This window comes from Streptomyces sp. NPDC127106 (assembly GCF_042677605.1).
In the GTDB taxonomy this organism is placed as follows: Bacteria; Actinomycetota; Actinomycetes; order Streptomycetales; family Streptomycetaceae; genus Streptomyces.
In genome coordinates this window covers 40,712-56,756 of record NZ_JBHXTC010000008.1, presented here as the reverse complement: position 1 = coordinate 56,756, position 16,045 = coordinate 40,712, and the positions used below count along the sequence as shown (strand labels likewise).

Below are 16,045 nucleotides of genomic sequence, written 5' to 3'. Positions count from 1 at the left end.
GCCCTGTGGACTACCGGCTGTTGTCGACAGGGCCCCGGCTGGCGGCCCGCTGTGCCAGGTCGTTCATCGTGCGGGCTTGCAGCTCCCGTTCCGTCGCGGCCCGGACGAACTCCCCCACGTGCTCGGCACCGACCAACTCCTGCACCGCCCGGACCGTCTTGGCGGGCAGCGCCACCGCCGCCGGCCCCGACGCCTGCGGTGCGCCGGCCGTGCCGAGGTGCCGTTGCAGGTGCCGGGTCGCGAACAGCCGCATGGCCCGGGCCAGCTCGGCATCCACCGTCTGCTGTGCCAGCGGACGCAACCGGCGGACCAGAGCCGCCGCCTCCACCGCATCCGCGTCCGTCGGGGGCACCTGCCCCAGGTAGCGCGCGAACACGTGCTCGGTGGTGAACTCCAGGAACCGGGAGGCTATGTGCTCCACCTGCCCGCGCAGCTCCCGCAGGTGCCCGGTGATCGCCGGCAGCGGCACCCCGGCCGCGTACAACTCGGCGGCCACCGCCAGCTCCTGCGGCGAAGGGACGAGGAACTCTCCCGGGCGGCCCGGGATCCGCTCCAACACGCCCAGCTCACAGGCTTCGTTCACGGCGTCGTCGTCGGACGTGCCGCCGAAGCGCTCGTCCAGCTCGGCCCGGCTGACCCGGTCCGCCTCCTCGTCGGTCCACGGCCCGTGCACCTCGGCGACGAGCCCCAGGACGCCGCCGAGCCCCCGCCCCGCGTCCCAGGCCTCCAGCAGCTCTTTGATGGAGGCCAGGGTGTAGCCGCGGTCCAGCAGGTCGGCGATCTGGCGCAGCCGTGCCAGATGCGTGTCGCGGTAGACGTTCGAACGGCCGCGCCGCTCCGGCTTCGGCAGCAGGCCGCGGTCCTGGTACGCCCGGATCGTGCGCACCGTGGCTCCGCTGTGGTGCGCCAGATCCTCGATCCGGTACTCGGCTGCTGCCTGATCGGACAATCCCGGCTCCCTACGACATGGCGGCCCGGCCCCGCCTGCGCAGCGAGCCCTCCTGCGAGGGATGGTACGACCGCCGGAATGAGGGGTACACGGCCGCGCGGCCCCCGTTCACAGCCGGGGCTCCATCCGGGCCAGCCGCCGCAGGGCGCGCGGCGCGAAGCGGGACATCCACAGGGCGCCCCTGGACTCCGGCGTCACCGGGACCACGGCCTCGTTGCGCACGACTGCCCGAAGGATCGCCTCGGCGACCTTCTCGGGCGGGAAGTTGCGCAGCCCGTACAGCCGCGAGGCGCGCTCCTGGCGGCGCTTCTCCTCGGTAGCGTCCACCCCGGCGAACCGGGACGTAGCGGTGATGTTGGTGTTCACGATGCCCGGGCAGATCGCCGAGACGCCGATCGACTGCGAGGCGAGTTCGGCGCGCAGGCACTCCGACAGCATCAGGACCGCCGCTTTCGATGTGCTGTACGCGGGCAGGGTACGCGACGGCAGGTAGGCGGCGGCCGACGCAGTGTTGACGATGTGCCCGCCCTGGCCGCGCTCGGCCATCTGCTTCCCGAAGATCCGGCAGCCGTGGATGACGCCCCACAGATTGACGTCGAGGATCTTCTTCCAGTCCTCCGCCGTGGTCTGCAGGAACGGGCCGGACAGGCCTATCCCGGCGTTGTTGACCAAGACGTCCACCACGCCGTACTCGGCCGCGGTCTTCGCCGCGAGCTTCTCCATCGCCTGCTCGTCGCTGACGTCGACGCACTCGCCCCAGGCCTCGGGGGCCCCGACGAGCCGCGCCATGTCGGCCGTGCGCGCAGCGCCCTCCGCGTCCCGGTCCACGCACACCACCCGGGCCCCGGCCTCGGCGAACGCGAAGGCGGTGGCCCGGCCGATGCCGCTGGCGGCGCCGGTGACCAGGACCAGGCGGCCCCCGAACCAGTCGGCGTACTTGCCCGGGGCCTTGTCCTCCGGGGCCCGTACGGCGGGTTCCTCCCGGGCGGTGACGAACTCGGTGATCCATGCCGCCAGCTGGTCGGGACGGGTCCGCGGCACCCAGTGCTTGGCCGACAGGGTGCGCCGCACCAGGTCGGGGGCCCACCTCTCCAGGTCGTCGTAGAGGTTCTCGGAGAGGAAGGCGTCGCCGGTCGGTGTGATCAGCTGCACCGGTGCGTGGGCGTACGCGTCGTCGCGGGGGCGGCGCAGCCGGGACCGTACGTTGTCGCGGTAGAGCCAGGCCCCGTGTGCGGCGTCCGAGGACAGCGAGGTCGTCGGGTACGAGCCCGCCGGCACCTTCTCGATGCGCTGCAGGACGGCGGGCCACCGCTTGCCGAGCGGGCCGCGCCAGGCGAGCTCCGGCAGGACCGGTGTGTGGAGCATGTAGACGTACCAGGATTTGACCCCCTGGCTCAGCAGTTGGACGGTCCGGCGCGGTGTGGGCCGGCTCATCCGCTTCTTGATCCAGTGCCCGAAGTGGTCGAGGGAGGGTCCCGACACGGAGGTGAAGGAGGCGATCCGGCCCTCGGTACGAGCGACGGTCGCGAACTCCCAGCCCTGTACGGAGCCCCAGTCGTGGCCGACCAGGTGCACCGGGCGGTCGGGGCTGACCGCGTCCGCCACAGCCAGGAAGTCGTCGGTCAGCTTCTCCAGCGTGAAGCCTCCACGCAGCGGCACGGGTGCGGTGGAGCGCCCGTGGCCGCGTACGTCGTAGAGCACCACGTGGAAGCGGGCCGCCAGCCGCTCGGCGACCTCCCCCCAGACCTCCTTGCTGTCGGGGTACCCGTGCACCAGCACCACGGTCGGCCTGGTCGTGTCCCCGAGCTCGACCACGCACAGGTCGATCCCGCCGGTGCTCACCCGGCGCTCGCGCGCTCCCGCCAGACCCGTCCGGCGCGCGCCGTCCGGCCCGTTCACACCATCCACTCCGCCCTTGCGCTCCACACTGCTCATGCTGCCCCCTCCTCGGCCCAGCGCCGCACGTGCGGCAGATCGTCGTCCAGCCAGAACGCGCTCTCCTCGGGATCCCGGGAGTCCGTGACGACCAGGATCTCCTCGAACTTCGCGCCGGTGCCCCGGAACCCCAGGTGCGGCTCGACAGCCCACATCCCCGGCTGCGGGGCGTGGTCGGAGAAGCGGTACGGGCTCCACAGCGGGGACCAGCCCTCCCGGTGTCCGTGCAGCGCGTCGGAAGCCAGCCCCTTGAGGGACTGCGCGCCGAACCCGAACGCCGTCGGGGACCAGCGCCGCTCCCGCACCCGGTCGACCTTGTGCGCGATCACGCCGAAGGGGTAGGCGCGGTGCCGGTTGGCGTACCCCTGCCGGACCATCAGCCGGTCGACGTTCCCGTATATCTCGCGCAACGGCCGGCGCTCGCGGACCTGCTCGAGGATCAGCTCCCGGTGGGCGTGCAGGTCGGACATCAGCCGGTCCTGCACCGGGTTCAGCCCGAGGCTGCCCGAGTAGCCGATGTCGGCCGCGTACCCCCGGTGGACCGGCGCCATGTCGAGGATGAACGGCATCCCCGGCTCCAGCTTCCGGTTGGTCGGGAAGAACTGCAGGGGGATCTTGAAGTCCGCGAAGGCGGTGCGGTCCCCGAACCAGGCGAACGGCAGGTGGAACCAGTCCCGCACGCCGCGCTCGCGCAGCCACTCCCGCTGCATCCGCGCGGCCTCGCGCTCGGTCACACCCGGCCGCAGCTGCGCCGCCACGGCCTCGGCGCACTCGTACGCGAGGCGCTGCGCCGCTCTGAAGCCGTGGAGGTCGGCGGCGAGCCGATCGGTGAGCCGTGTGGTGCGCTGCCTCGTGTCCCCACCCATAGCCGTCCGTCCGTAGAGCCGTACCGCCCGTAACTTGACATTGATGAATGTGACAATGGCCGGAGGTCACGTCAAGGGTCGTGCGCGAACCCTGTGGACAAAGTTGTCCGGTGCACATCAGTCTTCCGTCAGGGTTCGTAGTCCTGAAGGCTGATACCGGATCGCGCTCCAAGTCTGACGACCCGCTGTTGACGCGCCACTACCGTCGAAGCCGTGACTGTCATCGCGGCCGAAGGCCTGACCAAGCGGTACCCCCGAGTGACCGCCATCGACCGGCTCTCCCTGGACATCGGCCCGGGAGTGACCGGCCTGGTGGGCGCCAACGGGGCCGGCAAGTCCACGCTGATCAAGATCCTGCTGGGACTGTCCCCCGCCACGGAGGGGCGCGCCTGCGTGCTCGGCCTCGACGTCGCGACGCACGGCAGCGCCATCCGGGAGCGGGTCGGCTACATGCCCGAGCACGACTGCCTGCCGCCCGACGTCTCGGCCACCGAGTTCGTCGTGCACATGGCGCGCATGTCCGGGCTCCCGCCGGCCGCCGCCCGCGAGCGGACCGCCGACACCCTGCGCCACGTCGGGCTGTACGAGGAGCGCTACCGTCCCATCGGCGGCTACTCGACCGGCATGAAGCAGCGCGTCAAGCTCGCCCAGGCGCTGGTTCACGACCCCCAACTGGTCCTCCTCGACGAGCCCACCAACGGCCTCGACCCGGTCGGCCGCGACGAGATGCTCGGCCTGATCCGCCGCGTGTACACCGACTTCGGCATCTCGGTGCTGGTCACCTCCCACCTCCTCGGCGAGCTGGAGCGGACCTGCGACCACGTCGTGGTCGTCGACGGCGGCAAGCTGCTGCGCTCCAGTTCCACCAGCGACTTCACGCAGACCACCGCGACGGTCGCCGTCGAGGTCACCGACTCCGACGCGCACCCGGACGGCACCGCCGCCCTGCGCGCGGCGCTCATCGCGGCCGGCGTGGTCCTGCACCCGGGCGAGGAACAGGGGCTCCCCGGCGCGGGCCACATCCTGCTCGTCGAGGCCACCGGTGAGAGCACCTACGACACCATCGTCGACACCGTCGCCGGCCTCGGCCTCGGCCTGGTCCGCATGGAGCAGCGACGCCACCACATCGCGGAGGTCTTCCGCGACCACGACCAGCGGAAGGGAACCGGTAGCGATGGCGCCTGAGACCTCCACCCAGATCCACAACATCGGCTACCGGTCCTACGAGGGCGACCGGCTGGGCCGCTCCTACGCCCGGGTCTCGCTGTACTCGCAGTCCCTGCGCGGCGCGTACGGACTCGGCCGCTCGGCCAAGTCCAAGGTCCTCCCCATGATCCTCTTCGCGGTCATGTGCATCCCCGCGCTGATCATCGTTGCGGTCGCCATCGCGGTGCCCGGGTCGACCGACCTGCCGATCAAATACACGACGTATGCCCTGACCACCCAGATGGTCATCGGCCTCTACCTCGCTTCACAGGCACCGCAGTCGGTCTCCCGGGACCTGCGGTTCAAGACCGTCCCGCTGTACTTCTCGCGGCCCATCGAGCGGGTCGACTACGTCCTGGCCAAGTACGCGGCGATGGCCTCGGCCCTGTTCGTCCTCACCGCCACCCCGCTGCTGATCATGTGGATCGGCTCGCTGCTGGCCAAATTCGATTTCGCGGACCAGACCAAGGGGTTCGCTCAGGGGCTGGTCTCCGTGCTGCTGCTCTCGGTTCTGTTCGCGGGCCTCGGCCTGGTCGTGGCCGCGCTCACCCCGCGCCGAGGGTTCGGAGTCGCGGGCGTCATCGCCCTGCTGCTGATCCCCTACGGTGCGGTCACCGCGGTGCAGGGCGTCGCCTACAGCGCCGGGACGACCGCCCCGATCGAGTGGATGGGGCTGTTCTCCCCGATCACCCTGATCGACGGCATGCAGACGGCGTTCCTCGGCGCCACCTCCGCCTTCCCCGGTGGCGAAGGCCCCTCGGCCGGCGTCGGCTTCGTCTACCTGCTCGTCATCCTCGCCCTCATCGTCGGCTCGTACGCCGCCCTGATGGCGCGCTACCGGAAGGCCGGGCTGTGACCACCATCGACATCGACCACACCTCCCGCTGGTTCGGGAACGTCGTCGCAGTCAACGACGTGACGATGCGCATCGGCCCCGGCGTCACCGGACTGCTCGGGCCCAACGGAGCAGGCAAGTCCACCCTCATCAACATGATGGGCGGCTTCCTGGCCCCCTCCACGGGCACCGTCACCCTCGACGGCGCCCCCATCTGGGGCAACGAGCAGGCCTACCGGCAGATCGGCGTCGTGCCCGAGCGCGAGGCCATGTACGACTTCCTCACCGGCCGGGAGTTCGTCGTCGCCAACGCCGAACTCCACGGCCTCGACGCCGCCGCCGCGCAGCGCGCCCTGGCCACCGTCGAGATGGAGTACGCGCAGGACCGCAAGATCGCCACCTACTCCAAGGGCATGCGCCAGCGGGTGAAGATGGCGTCCGCGCTCGTCCACGACCCGTCGGTGCTCCTCCTCGACGAGCCGTTCAACGGAATGGACCCGCGCCAGCGCATGCAGCTCATGGACCTGCTGCGGCGCATGGGCGAGGACGGGCGCACCGTCCTGTTCTCCTCCCACATCCTGGAGGAGGTCGAACAGCTCGCCTCCCACATCGAGGTGGTCGTCGCCGGCCGGCACGCCGCCTCCGGCGACTTCCGCAGGATCCGCCGCCTGATGACGGACCGCCCGCACCGCTACCTGGTCCGCTCCTCCGACGACCGGGCCCTCGCCGCCGCCCTGATCTCCGACCCGTCCACAGCCGGGATCGAGGTCGACGTCAAGGAAGGCGCCCTGCGCATCCAGGCCGTCGACTTCGGGCGCTTCACCGAGCTGCTGCCGCAGGTCGCCCGCGCCCACGGCATCCGGCTGTTCACGGTCTCGCCCTCCGACGAGTCCCTCGAGTCGGTCTTCTCCTACCTCGTCGCGGCCTGAAGGAGCTGGCACCCATGTACAACCCCACCGTGGCGCGGCTCACCTACCGCGCCCTGCTCGGCCGCCGCCGCGCGCTGATCCTCTTCGCGCTGCCCGCCATGCTGATCGTCATCGCCGCAGCCGTCCGCGTCTTCACGGGCCTGGACGACAAGATCGCCGCCGATCTGCTGGGCGGCTTCGCGCTCGCGACGATGGTTCCGCTGATCGGCGTCATCGCCGGCACCGGTGCCATCGGGCCGGAGATCGACGACGGCTCGATCGTCTACCTGCTCTCCAAGCCGGTGAAGCGGCCGACGATCATCATGACCAAGTTGATCGTCGCGATCGCCGTCACGATGGCCTTCTCCGCCATCCCGACCCTGATCGCCGGCTTCATCCTCAACAACAACGGCCAGCAGATCGCCGTCGCCTACACCATCGCCGCGCTGGTCGCCTCCGTCGCCTACAGCGCCCTGTTCCTGCTGCTGGGTACGGTCAGCCGGCACGCGGTGGTCTTCGGCCTGGTCTACGCCCTGATCTGGGAGTCGCTCTTCGGCAGCCTGGTCTCCGGCGCCAAGACCCTCAGCGTCCAGCAGTGGGCCCTGGCCCTGGCCGAGAAGGTCGCTGGCGAAGGCTACGTCGACGCCACCGTCGCCCTGCCCACCGCGATCGTCCTTCTGACGGTGGTCACCGTCGGAGCCACGCTGTACGCGGGCCAGAAGCTGCGCCGTCTCACCCTCGCCGGCGAGGAGTAGGGCGACTCCGGATCCAGCCCGGTTCGATCCCGGAACCCTGTGCCCCGCCCGGCCCACCGGTCAGGCGGGGCACAGTCGTGCGGGGCATCATCGGGACATGGCCGAGTGTCGGTCTGCTTGCCCGGCCGCTGACCCGCACCCCGTCCCCGCCGTCTTCCTGAGCGCGTTTCACGTGAAACATGACGGGGCGGCGCGGCGCGGGGCCGGGGCCGAGCCGCCGAGGCGCGAAGCGACGAAATTCACTGGTACGGGACTTCCGCCCCGGGCAGAGTGGGCGGTGCGGGGAGAACAAAAGGTCCGGGGCAGCCACTTCGAGCGCGCCGTTCGGCGCGGGCTGCCCCGGACCCTCTCGCATCTGCGCGTCCGCGCCGTCCGCGCGCGGTGGCGCCTTACGCGGCGCCCAGCAGGCGCTCCAGAACCACGGCGATACCGTCCTCCTCGTTGGAGGTCGTGATCTCGTCGGCCACCGCCTTGAGCTCCGCATGGGCGTTGGCCATCGCCACGCCGTGCGCCGCCCAGCCGAACATCGGGATGTCGTTGGGCATGTCGCCGAAGGCGATCGTCTCGGCGGCCTTCACTCCCAGTCGGCGCGCGGCCAGGGACAGCCCGGTGGCCTTGGTCAGGCCGAGCGGCAGGACCTCCACTATCCCCGGACCGGACATGACGATGTCGACCAGCGAGCCGACCGTCTGCCGCGCCGCGGCGGCGAGAGCGTCGTCGTCGAGCTCCGGGTGCTGGATGTACAGCTTGTTCAGCGGAGCCGACCACATCGTGGCGGTGTCGTCCAGGTGCACGGCCGGCAGGCTTCCCTGCACCCGGTAGCCGGGCCCGATCAGCACATCGCCGTCCACCCCGTCACGGCTGGCGGCCAGCGCGAGCGGACCCACCTCGGCCTCCAGCTTCGACAGCGCCAGGCCGGCCAGCTGCCGGTCCAGCGTGACCGAGGTCAGCAGCCGGTGTGCTCCCGCGTCGTAGACCTGCGAGCCCTGGCCGCACACCGCTATCCCCCGGTAGCCGAGGTCGTCCAGCACGCGCCGGGTCCAGGGCACGCCCCGGCCGGTGACGATGATGTGGACGGCACCCGCCGCGGTGGCTGCGACGAGCGCTTCCCGGGTGCGCTCCGAGATGGTGTGGTCGTCACGCAGGAGCGTGCCGTCGAGATCGGTCGCGACGAGCTTGTACGGGAACGGGGCCGGGCTCACTTGGCGATCGGCTCCAGGACCTCGCGGCCACCCAGGTAGGGGCGGAGCACGGCGGGGACCCGGACCGAGCCGTCGGCCTGCTGGTGGTTCTCCAGGATCGCGACGATCGTGCGCGGCACGGCGCACAGCGTGCCGTTCAGCGTCGCCAGCGGCTGGGTCTTCTTACCGTCGCGGACGCGGATCGCGAGGCGGCGGGCCTGGAAGCCGTCGCAGTTCGAGGCGGAGGTCAGCTCGCGGTACTTGCCCTGCGTCGGGATCCACGCCTCGCAGTCGAACTTGCGCGAGGCGGACGAGCCGAGGTCGCCGGTGGCGACGTCGATCACCTGGAACGGCAGCTCCAGGCTGGTCAGCCACTGCTTCTCCCAGGCGAGGAGGCGGGCGTGCTCGGCCTCGGCGTCCTCCGGCGCGACGTACGAGAACATCTCGACCTTGTCGAACTGGTGGACGCGGAAGATGCCGCGGGTGTCCTTGCCGTAGGTGCCGGCTTCACGGCGGAAGCACGGCGAGAAGCCGGCGTACCGCAGCGGCAGCTTCTCGGCGTCGATGATCTCGTCCATGTGGTACGCGGCGAGCGGGACCTCGGAGGTGCCGACCAGGTAGTAGTCGTCCTTCTCCAGGTGGTAGACGTTCTCGGCGGCCTGGCCGAGGAAGCCGGTGCCCTCCATGGCCCGGGGGCGCACCAGCGCCGGGGTGAGCATCGGGATGAACCCGGCCTCGGTGGCCTGCGCGATCGCCGCGTTGACCAGGGCCAGCTCCAGCAGGGCGCCGACACCGGTCAGGTAGTAGAAGCGCGAGCCCGACACCTTGGCGCCACGCTCCACGTCAATCGCACCCAGCGCCTCGCCGAGCTCGAGGTGGTCCTTGGGCTCGAAGCCCTCGGCGGCGAAGTCGCGGATCGTGCCGTGCGTCTCGAGGACGGTGAAGTCCTCCTCGCCGCCGACCGGGACGTCCGGGTGGACGACGTTGCCGAGCTTGAGGAGCAGCGTCCGGGCGGCCTCGTCGGCCTCGTTCTGCTCGGCCTCGGCCGCCTTGACATCGGTCTTGAGCTGCTCGGCCTTCTTCAGCAGCTCCGCGCGCTCCTCCGGGGAAGCCTTGGGGATGAGCTTGCCGAGCGACTTCTGCTCATTGCGCAGTTCGTCGAAGCGCATCCCGGAGGACCTGCGGCGCTCGTCGGCGGAGAGCACTGCGTCGACGAGTTCGACGTCCTCTCCACGGGCGCGCTGCGAGGCGCGGACACGGTCAGGGTCTTCACGGAGCAGCCGAAGGTCAATCACCCCTCCAGGCTACCGGTCTGGGCTTCCCGGGCTCACACCGATATCACGCTGCGTGTCGCTATGTCCCAATTGCCATGAATGGAAAACTTTGCGGGGCTGGCCGGACGTGGCCGCTCTCCGGTCGACAAATGCCACCGATTCCTCAGGGAGGGGGCAATCCCAGCATTCGGACACCGTCGGAGCCGCCGGGGCATCCTCTTGTCCACAGGAATTGCCCGGCCCGCGGAGTTGTCCACAGGCTGTGCGCTGTGTCTGTGGACACGGAATCAGATCAATCCCGTCCACTAGGTGGTCATCGCGATTCAAGGTTCAAACCACCCTCACACACTCATTCGGGTGGGAATGGCTCGCTCCAAAGAGTTGGTCGGTGATGCGCGGGTGACGCCGTTCACCCGCCGCTCTTCCGCGTGAAACCTGGACCGCGGACCGATTTGTCGACCTTGCGGGCCCCGACTGTCGACTAGTCCACAGGTTTTCTTCTCGCCCTGTGGATAACTCTGTGGACAGGGGGCGGAAGTCGGACCCGGCCTATGGACGGCCGTCGAGGCAGCGGGTCAGCCAGTCGGAAGCCGCCGTGAAGTCGCCGTCCGACGTCCCCGGCCGCGGAGCCCGCACGTCACCTCGAGCGACCCCGGCACGGGGATAGGAGCCGAGGAACCGCACCTGGGGACACGTTCGCTTGAGACCCATCAGTGCTTCGCTCACCCGCCGGTCGGAGACGTGCCCCTCGGCGTCGACCGCGAAGCAGTAGTTGCCGATGCCCTGACCGGTCGGCCGGGACTGGATCAGCATCAGGTTTACCCCCCGCACGGCGAACTCCTGGAGCAGCTCCAGCAGCGCGCCGGGGTGGTCGTCACCGAGCCACAGCACGACCGAGGTCTTGTCGGCGCCGGTCGGCGCGGCGGGCCGGGCCGGCCGGCCGACCAGCACGAACCGCGTCTCGGCGTTCTGCGCGTCGTGGATCTCGGTGACCAGCGGGACGAGCCCGTACGTGGCGGCCGCGAACTCGCCCGCGAAGGCCGCGTCGAAACGGCCCTCCTGTACCAGTCGGGCCCCGTCGGCGTTCGACGCGGCCGACTCCCACACCGCGTCGGGCAGGTTCGCGCGCAGCCAGTTGCGCACCTGCGGCTGGGCGACCGGGTGCCCGGTCACGGTCTTGACGTCCGACAGTTCGGTACCGGGCCGTACGAGCAGCGCGAAGGCGATCGGCAGCAGCACCTCGCGGTAGATCATCAGCGGCTCACCGGAGGCCAGCTCGTCCAGGGTGGCCGTGACACCGCCCTCCACCGAGTTCTCGATCGGCACCAGCGCCGCAGCCGCCTCCCCGTTGCGCACGGCGTCCAGCGCCGCCGGCACCGACACCATGGGGACGAGCTCCCTGGTCGCGGCTTCCGGCAGTGTGCGGAGGGCGGCTTCGGTGAACGTGCCCTCGGGACCGAGATAGGTGAAGCGGGTGGCCGACATGCGATCAGCCTAATGCCGGGCACCCGCCGGGAGCGGCGCTGTTCACCCTTCGAGCAGGCGCTGCCCCACGTACTCCCCGTCACGCGGTCCGGACGGTACCGCGTACAGGCCGCTGGACTCGTGCCGGATGAACTCCGACAGGGCGTCCCCGCGGTCCAGCTTGCGCTGCACGGGCACGAAGCCGCGCAGCGGATCGGCCTGCCAGCAGATGAACAGCAGCCCGGCGTCCGGAGTGCCGTCGGCGGAGATCCCGTCGTGGAACGAGAAGGGGCGTCGCAGCATCGCCGCCCCGCCGTTCTGCTCGGGGGCGGAGATCCGAGCGTGGGCGTTGGCGGGGATGACGGGCTTGCCGTCCGGCCCGAGCTTGTCGAGCTCCATCCGGCTGCTCTCCGTGCCGCCCGTGAGCGGCGCGCCCGTGGCCTTGGTCCGGCCTATGACCTGCTCCTGCTGGGCGAGGGACCGCTTGTCCCACTCGTCCAGGAGCATCCGGATGCGCCGGACGACCGCGTACGAGCCCCCGCCCATCCACGCGTGCTCGGCGGGCCCCGGCCCGGCGGCGGGCACGAAGATCCGCTTGTCGAAGTCGGGCTGCGAGGACTTCGGATTGTTGGTGCCGTCGACCTGGCCCATCAGGTTGCGGGCGGTCATCGGGGCGGCAGTGGCGCCGGGGGACCGGTTGAAGCCGTTCATCTGCCAGCGCACGCGGGCGGCCTCCCCGGCGTCCTTCTGGAGGGAGCGCAGCGCGTGGAAGGCGACGAGGCCGTCGTCGGCGCCGATCTGCACCCACAGGTCGCCATTGCTGCGCTGCGGGTCGAGCCGGTCGGAGGAGAACTCCGGCAGCGGGTCCAGGGCCGTGGGGCGGCGGTCGGTGAGCCCAGTGCGCTCGAAGAAGGAGTGGCCGAAGCCGAAGGTCACCGTCAGGGAGGACGGCCCGGCGTCGAGGGCGATGCCCGTGTCCGCCGTCGGAGCGGTCTCCCCCGCCATGAGACGGCGGGCGGTGTCGGACCAGCGGCGCATCAGGGCCGCGGCCTCCTTGCGGCCGGCGCCAGGGACCAGGTCGAAGGCGAGGACGTGACCCTTGGCCTGGAGCGGCGTCGTGATGCCGGCCTGGTGGTCGGCATGGAACGCGACCCGGGTGGCGCCCACCGAGGACAGCCGGGCCCCGCCGTGGGGTGCACCGGCCGCTCCGGGCGGCCCGTCGGCCAGGGCGGAGTGCACGAGTGCGCCGCCGGCGCCGCCGAGGGCGATTCCGGTGGCGCCCGCGGCGCCGACGGTGCCCAGCAGCCGGCGGCGGGAGATTGCGATGTCGGTGTTGCTCTCGGTCACGCTGGTCAGCCGATCTTCACGGTCTTCTGCACGGTCGTCTGGTCGATCTCGGAGGTACGCACGGTCACGTCGATCCGCCACTCCCCGGCGAGCGGCAGCTGGACACCGGAGGCGGTCCAGTGTCCGGGGGCCGCGCGTTCGGAAACGAGCGGGAGGGGGCCGATGTCCTTGGCGGGCAGGGTGAAGGCGACCTTGATCTCGGGGATGTCGAGGGGGTTGCCGTCGGGGGACTCGGCCCAGAGGTGGAGCGTGTTGGCGCCGACCCGGCCCGGATCGAGTTGGAGCCGGACGGAGCCCTTGCCGTTCGCGCCACCGGCGTCGAACGGCAGGGTGATCTTGACGGCGCGGTCGGGTACCGCCGTGGCGGCGCCCGCTGCGCGACCGGTCTCCTGCGCGACGGCGCGCCCGGGTTCGGTGCTGGTCAAGAGGGTGGTCACGGCGAGGAGTGCGACGGCCACGCCCGCCTCGGCGAGTACGGAGCGGCGCAGGCCGGCCCGGTTCGGGTCGGCGTCGCGAGCCTGCCGCTCGCGGGCGTTCTGCATGGCCGCGCGCTGCCGGGCGAGCTGGGCTGCGCGCTGCGGATCCTCGGGGACCCCGGGGTTCTCGGGGGCCTCGGCGGGGGTGGACGTTTCACGTGAAACACCGCTCGCCGTGGCGGCCTCGGCCAGCTCTTCGGTCAGCTCCTCGGCCGACTCCGCCGGCTCCTCGGCCAGCCGTGCGGTCCAGCGCCGGGAGAGGTAGGCGATGCCGACGAGGACGGCCACGAGCCCGACCTTCAGCAGCAGCAGACGTCCGTACGCGGTCCCGGTGAGGGCCGACCAGCTGCCGAGCTGGCGCCAGGACTGGTAGACGCCCGTGGCGGCGAGCACCAGGACCGCGGCGAACGCGAGCCGGGAGAAGCGCCGGACGGCATCGCGCTCGATGCCCGGGACCTTGTGGAGCGCGACGAGCAGTGCGGCCAGCCCACCGAGCCAGGCGGCCGCGGCCAGCAGGTGCAGCATGTCAGCGGGCATGGCGATACCGGGCTGGATGCCCGTGGAGGCGTGCTCGGAAAGGGCCCACGTCGCGGCGATGCCGGCGGCGACCACACCGCCGCCGATGCAGAGACCGAAGAGGAGGTCGGCGGTGTCCTTCTCGGCGGCGCTCCCGGCCGCGTCAGTGCCCTCGGCCGGCTCGGCCCACTCTGCGCCTTCGGCGCTTTCGGTCGTGCCCCCGGTCGGGCCGGCACCGGTCTGCCGTCGTGCGTAGGTGCCGAAGAGCACGGCGATGAAGAGCGCGGCGGCCCCGAGCAGCAGCAGCCGGGACACGAGGGCGGCGCCCGTCTTGGTCTCCAGCACGGCCTTCAGGCCGCCCAGGTCGAACGCGTCGGCGAACTCCCCGGACCCGGTGTACGGGTTGCGCAGCAGCAGCATCACCAGCGTGGCCGCGGTGAGGGTCACCCAGGCCCGCAGGACGAGCTTCTGGACCGGCCGCTGCGCGGCCCCCCGGCGCCAGCAGGCCAGGACGAAGACGCAGCCGCCCACCAGCACCGTGAAGCCGGCGTAGGCGGCGTAGCGGGCGATGCCGTACGCGATGCCGACGGGACCGCCGCCCGCCTGCCGTTCGGGCAGGGTGACGCTGGTGGCCGACGGGGCGCCGATGGAGAAGGTGAAGGCGCCCGAGATGGGGTGGCTGTCGGCGGAGACGGCCTGCCAGGCGACGGTGTACGTGCCGTCGGGCAGGCCGGAGTGCAGGGCCGTGCCGTAGCGGACGGTGGATCCGCTGCACATGTCGCGCAGCTCGCCGGTGTCCACGCGCTTGCCCTGGGGGTCCAGGACGCGGATCGAGTCGTCGCCCATGGCGACCTGCTCCGAGAAGGAGAGGGTGACCTGGGCGGGTGCCGTGGCGACCACCGCCCCTTCCTTGGGGTCGCTCGCGGTGAGTGCGGCGTGTGCCGTGGCCGGTGCGGCCGCGGTGAACAGGGTCGCCAGCAGGGTTGCGAGGACCAGCGCGAGCCGCGGCAGGAGTGCCGCGGCCCGGTCGCGGGCCGTGGAGGGGGCGGGGGCGGTGGCCGTCATGGCGTGTCAGTCCCTCGGTCCGTCAGTGCGTCAGTGGGATGCGGTGTGCTGGGCCTGGTACGTCCGTTCCTTCACGTCCAGTTCGACCTTGACCGGGTCGGCCTTCTCGAAACGCAGTTCGATGGTGACCTTGTCGCCGACGCTCGGCTTGTTCTTCAGCCCCATGAACATGATGTGGTTGCCGCCGCGCACCAGCTTGAGCTCGCCGTTCGCCGGCACGTCCATGGACGGGACCTGCTGCATCTTCTGGTCCTTGGTCTCGTGGATCTGCATGTCGTCCGAGAGCTGGCTGGTGACGGCCGTGAGTTTGTCGGCGGTCTTGGAGTCGTTCTTGATGACCATGAAGGCGCCGGCCATCTTGTCGTTGACCGGTTCGGGCATGAACGCGCCGCTGACGGTCATCTTCGGCTTGTCAGCGGCGTCCGCGGCGTCCGCGGCGTCCGAGCCGGCGGAGCAGCCGGATATGGCCCACGCTGCCGTCAGGGAGAGGGCGGCGGCGAGGGTGCGGGTGGTGCGGGTGGTCACGGGTTCTCTCCCTTGATGATCTTCGGCAGGTCCTTGGTGTAGGTGTCGACGGTCGTGTTCTCGCCGTAGAGGAGGTAGCCCTCGTTCGACTTGGGCGAGAACGCGATGACCTGGGCGCCGTGCATGGAGACGACGCTGCCGTCGGCCTCCTTCTTGGCGGGGTCGATGCCGATGCCGAGCCGGCGCGCGGCGGCCTGGATGGTGGCGAAGTCCCCGGTCAGTCCGACGAAGGACGGGTCCTGGGCCTTGAGCCACGCGCCGAGGGATTCGGGAGTGTCCCGTTCGGGGTCGGTGGTGACGAAGACGACGCGGAGGTTCTCCTGGTCGGCCTTCGGGAGCGCCTTCCTGGCGACGGCGATGTTGCTCATCGTCAGCGGGCACACGTCGGGGCAGTTGGTGTAGCCGAAGTAGATGAGGGTCGGCTTCCCCTGGGTCTGCTCGCGGAGGTTCCACGGCTTGCCGCCGGTGTCCGTGAGGACCAGCTCCGGCTTGTCGAAGGGGCGGTCGAGGACCGTTGCGGCCCCGGCCTTGGACTGGCCGGTGATCTGCGTGACCCCGTCGGTCTTGGCGGGGGCCCCACCGCCGCAGGCGGTGAGGGTGAGCGCAGCCGCCGCCACGAGGGCGGCGACCGTCACACGTGTGGTGTGCATGGCGTGTTGTCCCTGGAATCGGGTGGATTGCTGACGCGCCGCCGGACGAGGGCCCGGCCGCGCGGAGGCCGTGATGTGTGTGGAAACGCCCTT

14 protein-coding genes are annotated in these 16,045 nt (G+C 71.1%); 4 read left to right on the top strand and 10 right to left on the bottom strand.

The features are described 5' to 3' along the window. Window positions 1-10: 10 nt before the first annotated feature. The 3 genes from ACFVGY_RS10765 to ACFVGY_RS10755 form a co-directional block, all read right to left on the bottom strand. A complete protein-coding gene (locus ACFVGY_RS10765; RefSeq protein ID WP_385674170.1) occupies window positions 11-949 on the bottom strand; it encodes a MerR family transcriptional regulator in 939 nt (312 codons plus the stop codon). Between the two features lie 108 nt (window positions 950-1,057). Beyond that, window positions 1,058-2,884, bottom strand: coding sequence for an SDR family oxidoreductase (locus tag ACFVGY_RS10760; RefSeq protein ID WP_385674167.1), 1,827 nt, complete (start codon window positions 2,882-2,884; stop codon window positions 1,058-1,060). Continuing rightward, window positions 2,881-3,750 (bottom strand): M24 family metallopeptidase, encoded by an 870-nt coding sequence (locus ACFVGY_RS10755; protein WP_385674164.1) that lies wholly within the window; start codon window positions 3,748-3,750, stop codon window positions 2,881-2,883. The genes ACFVGY_RS10760 and ACFVGY_RS10755 overlap by 4 nt, the downstream gene beginning before the upstream one ends. A 213-nt stretch (window positions 3,751-3,963) precedes the next feature. On the opposite strand from ACFVGY_RS10755, the gene ACFVGY_RS10750 reads away from it, so the two are divergent. Genes ACFVGY_RS10750 through ACFVGY_RS10735 form a run of 4 tightly spaced genes read left to right on the top strand, consistent with a single transcriptional unit; the run spans window position 3,964 to window position 7,454 of the window. After that, entirely contained in the window at window positions 3,964-4,935 is a 972-nt protein-coding gene (locus tag ACFVGY_RS10750; protein ID WP_385674161.1) for an ABC transporter ATP-binding protein, read from the top strand. After that, window positions 4,925-5,812 (top strand): ABC transporter permease subunit, encoded by an 888-nt coding sequence (locus ACFVGY_RS10745; protein ID WP_385674158.1) that lies wholly within the window; start codon window positions 4,925-4,927, stop codon window positions 5,810-5,812. The genes ACFVGY_RS10750 and ACFVGY_RS10745 overlap by 11 nt, the downstream gene beginning before the upstream one ends. Then, complete coding sequence (locus tag ACFVGY_RS10740) at window positions 5,809-6,720, top strand: ABC transporter ATP-binding protein (protein ID WP_385674155.1); 912 nt, start codon at window positions 5,809-5,811, stop codon at window positions 6,718-6,720. The genes ACFVGY_RS10745 and ACFVGY_RS10740 overlap by 4 nt, the downstream gene beginning before the upstream one ends. Before the next feature lie 14 nt (window positions 6,721-6,734). After that, window positions 6,735-7,454, top strand: coding sequence for an ABC transporter permease (locus ACFVGY_RS10735; protein WP_385674152.1), 720 nt, complete (start codon window positions 6,735-6,737; stop codon window positions 7,452-7,454). Window positions 7,455-7,843: 389 nt separating this feature from the next. Here ACFVGY_RS10735 and ACFVGY_RS10730 read toward each other — a convergent pair whose 3' ends face one another. The 7 genes from ACFVGY_RS10730 to ACFVGY_RS10700 all read right to left on the bottom strand — a co-directional run bounded on the left by ACFVGY_RS10730 (window position 7,844) and on the right by ACFVGY_RS10700 (window position 15,952). Further along, window positions 7,844-8,656 (bottom strand): HAD family hydrolase, encoded by an 813-nt coding sequence (locus ACFVGY_RS10730; protein ID WP_385674149.1) that lies wholly within the window; start codon window positions 8,654-8,656, stop codon window positions 7,844-7,846. Next, window positions 8,653-9,930 carry a serine--tRNA ligase gene (gene serS / locus ACFVGY_RS10725; protein ID WP_385674146.1) on the bottom strand — a complete coding sequence of 426 codons (1,278 nt, stop codon included), beginning with the start codon at window positions 9,928-9,930 and terminating at the stop codon, window positions 8,653-8,655. Before serS ends, ACFVGY_RS10730 begins: the two co-directional genes overlap by 4 nt. A gap of 528 nt (window positions 9,931-10,458) precedes the next feature. Next, on the bottom strand, window positions 10,459-11,394 hold the full coding sequence (gene pheA / locus ACFVGY_RS10720) for a prephenate dehydratase (protein ID WP_385674143.1): 936 nt from the start codon (window positions 11,392-11,394) through the stop codon (window positions 10,459-10,461). 42 nt (window positions 11,395-11,436) lie between these two features. After that, window positions 11,437-12,729 carry an iron uptake transporter deferrochelatase/peroxidase subunit gene (gene efeB, locus ACFVGY_RS10715; RefSeq protein ID WP_385674523.1) on the bottom strand — a complete coding sequence of 431 codons (1,293 nt, stop codon included), beginning with the start codon at window positions 12,727-12,729 and terminating at the stop codon, window positions 11,437-11,439. Next, window positions 12,726-14,777 carry a copper resistance protein CopC gene (locus ACFVGY_RS10710; RefSeq protein ID WP_385674140.1) on the bottom strand — a complete coding sequence of 684 codons (2,052 nt, stop codon included), beginning with the start codon at window positions 14,775-14,777 and terminating at the stop codon, window positions 12,726-12,728. Before ACFVGY_RS10710 ends, efeB begins: the two co-directional genes overlap by 4 nt. Window positions 14,778-14,807: 30 nt before the next feature. Further along, window positions 14,808-15,302: a copper chaperone PCu(A)C gene (locus ACFVGY_RS10705; RefSeq protein WP_385674138.1), complete on the bottom strand. Its 495-nt coding sequence runs from the start codon at window positions 15,300-15,302 to the stop codon at window positions 14,808-14,810. Then, on the bottom strand, window positions 15,299-15,952 hold the full coding sequence (locus tag ACFVGY_RS10700) for an SCO family protein (protein WP_385674135.1): 654 nt from the start codon (window positions 15,950-15,952) through the stop codon (window positions 15,299-15,301). The genes ACFVGY_RS10705 and ACFVGY_RS10700 overlap by 4 nt, the downstream gene beginning before the upstream one ends. Window positions 15,953-16,045 lie beyond the last annotated feature (93 nt).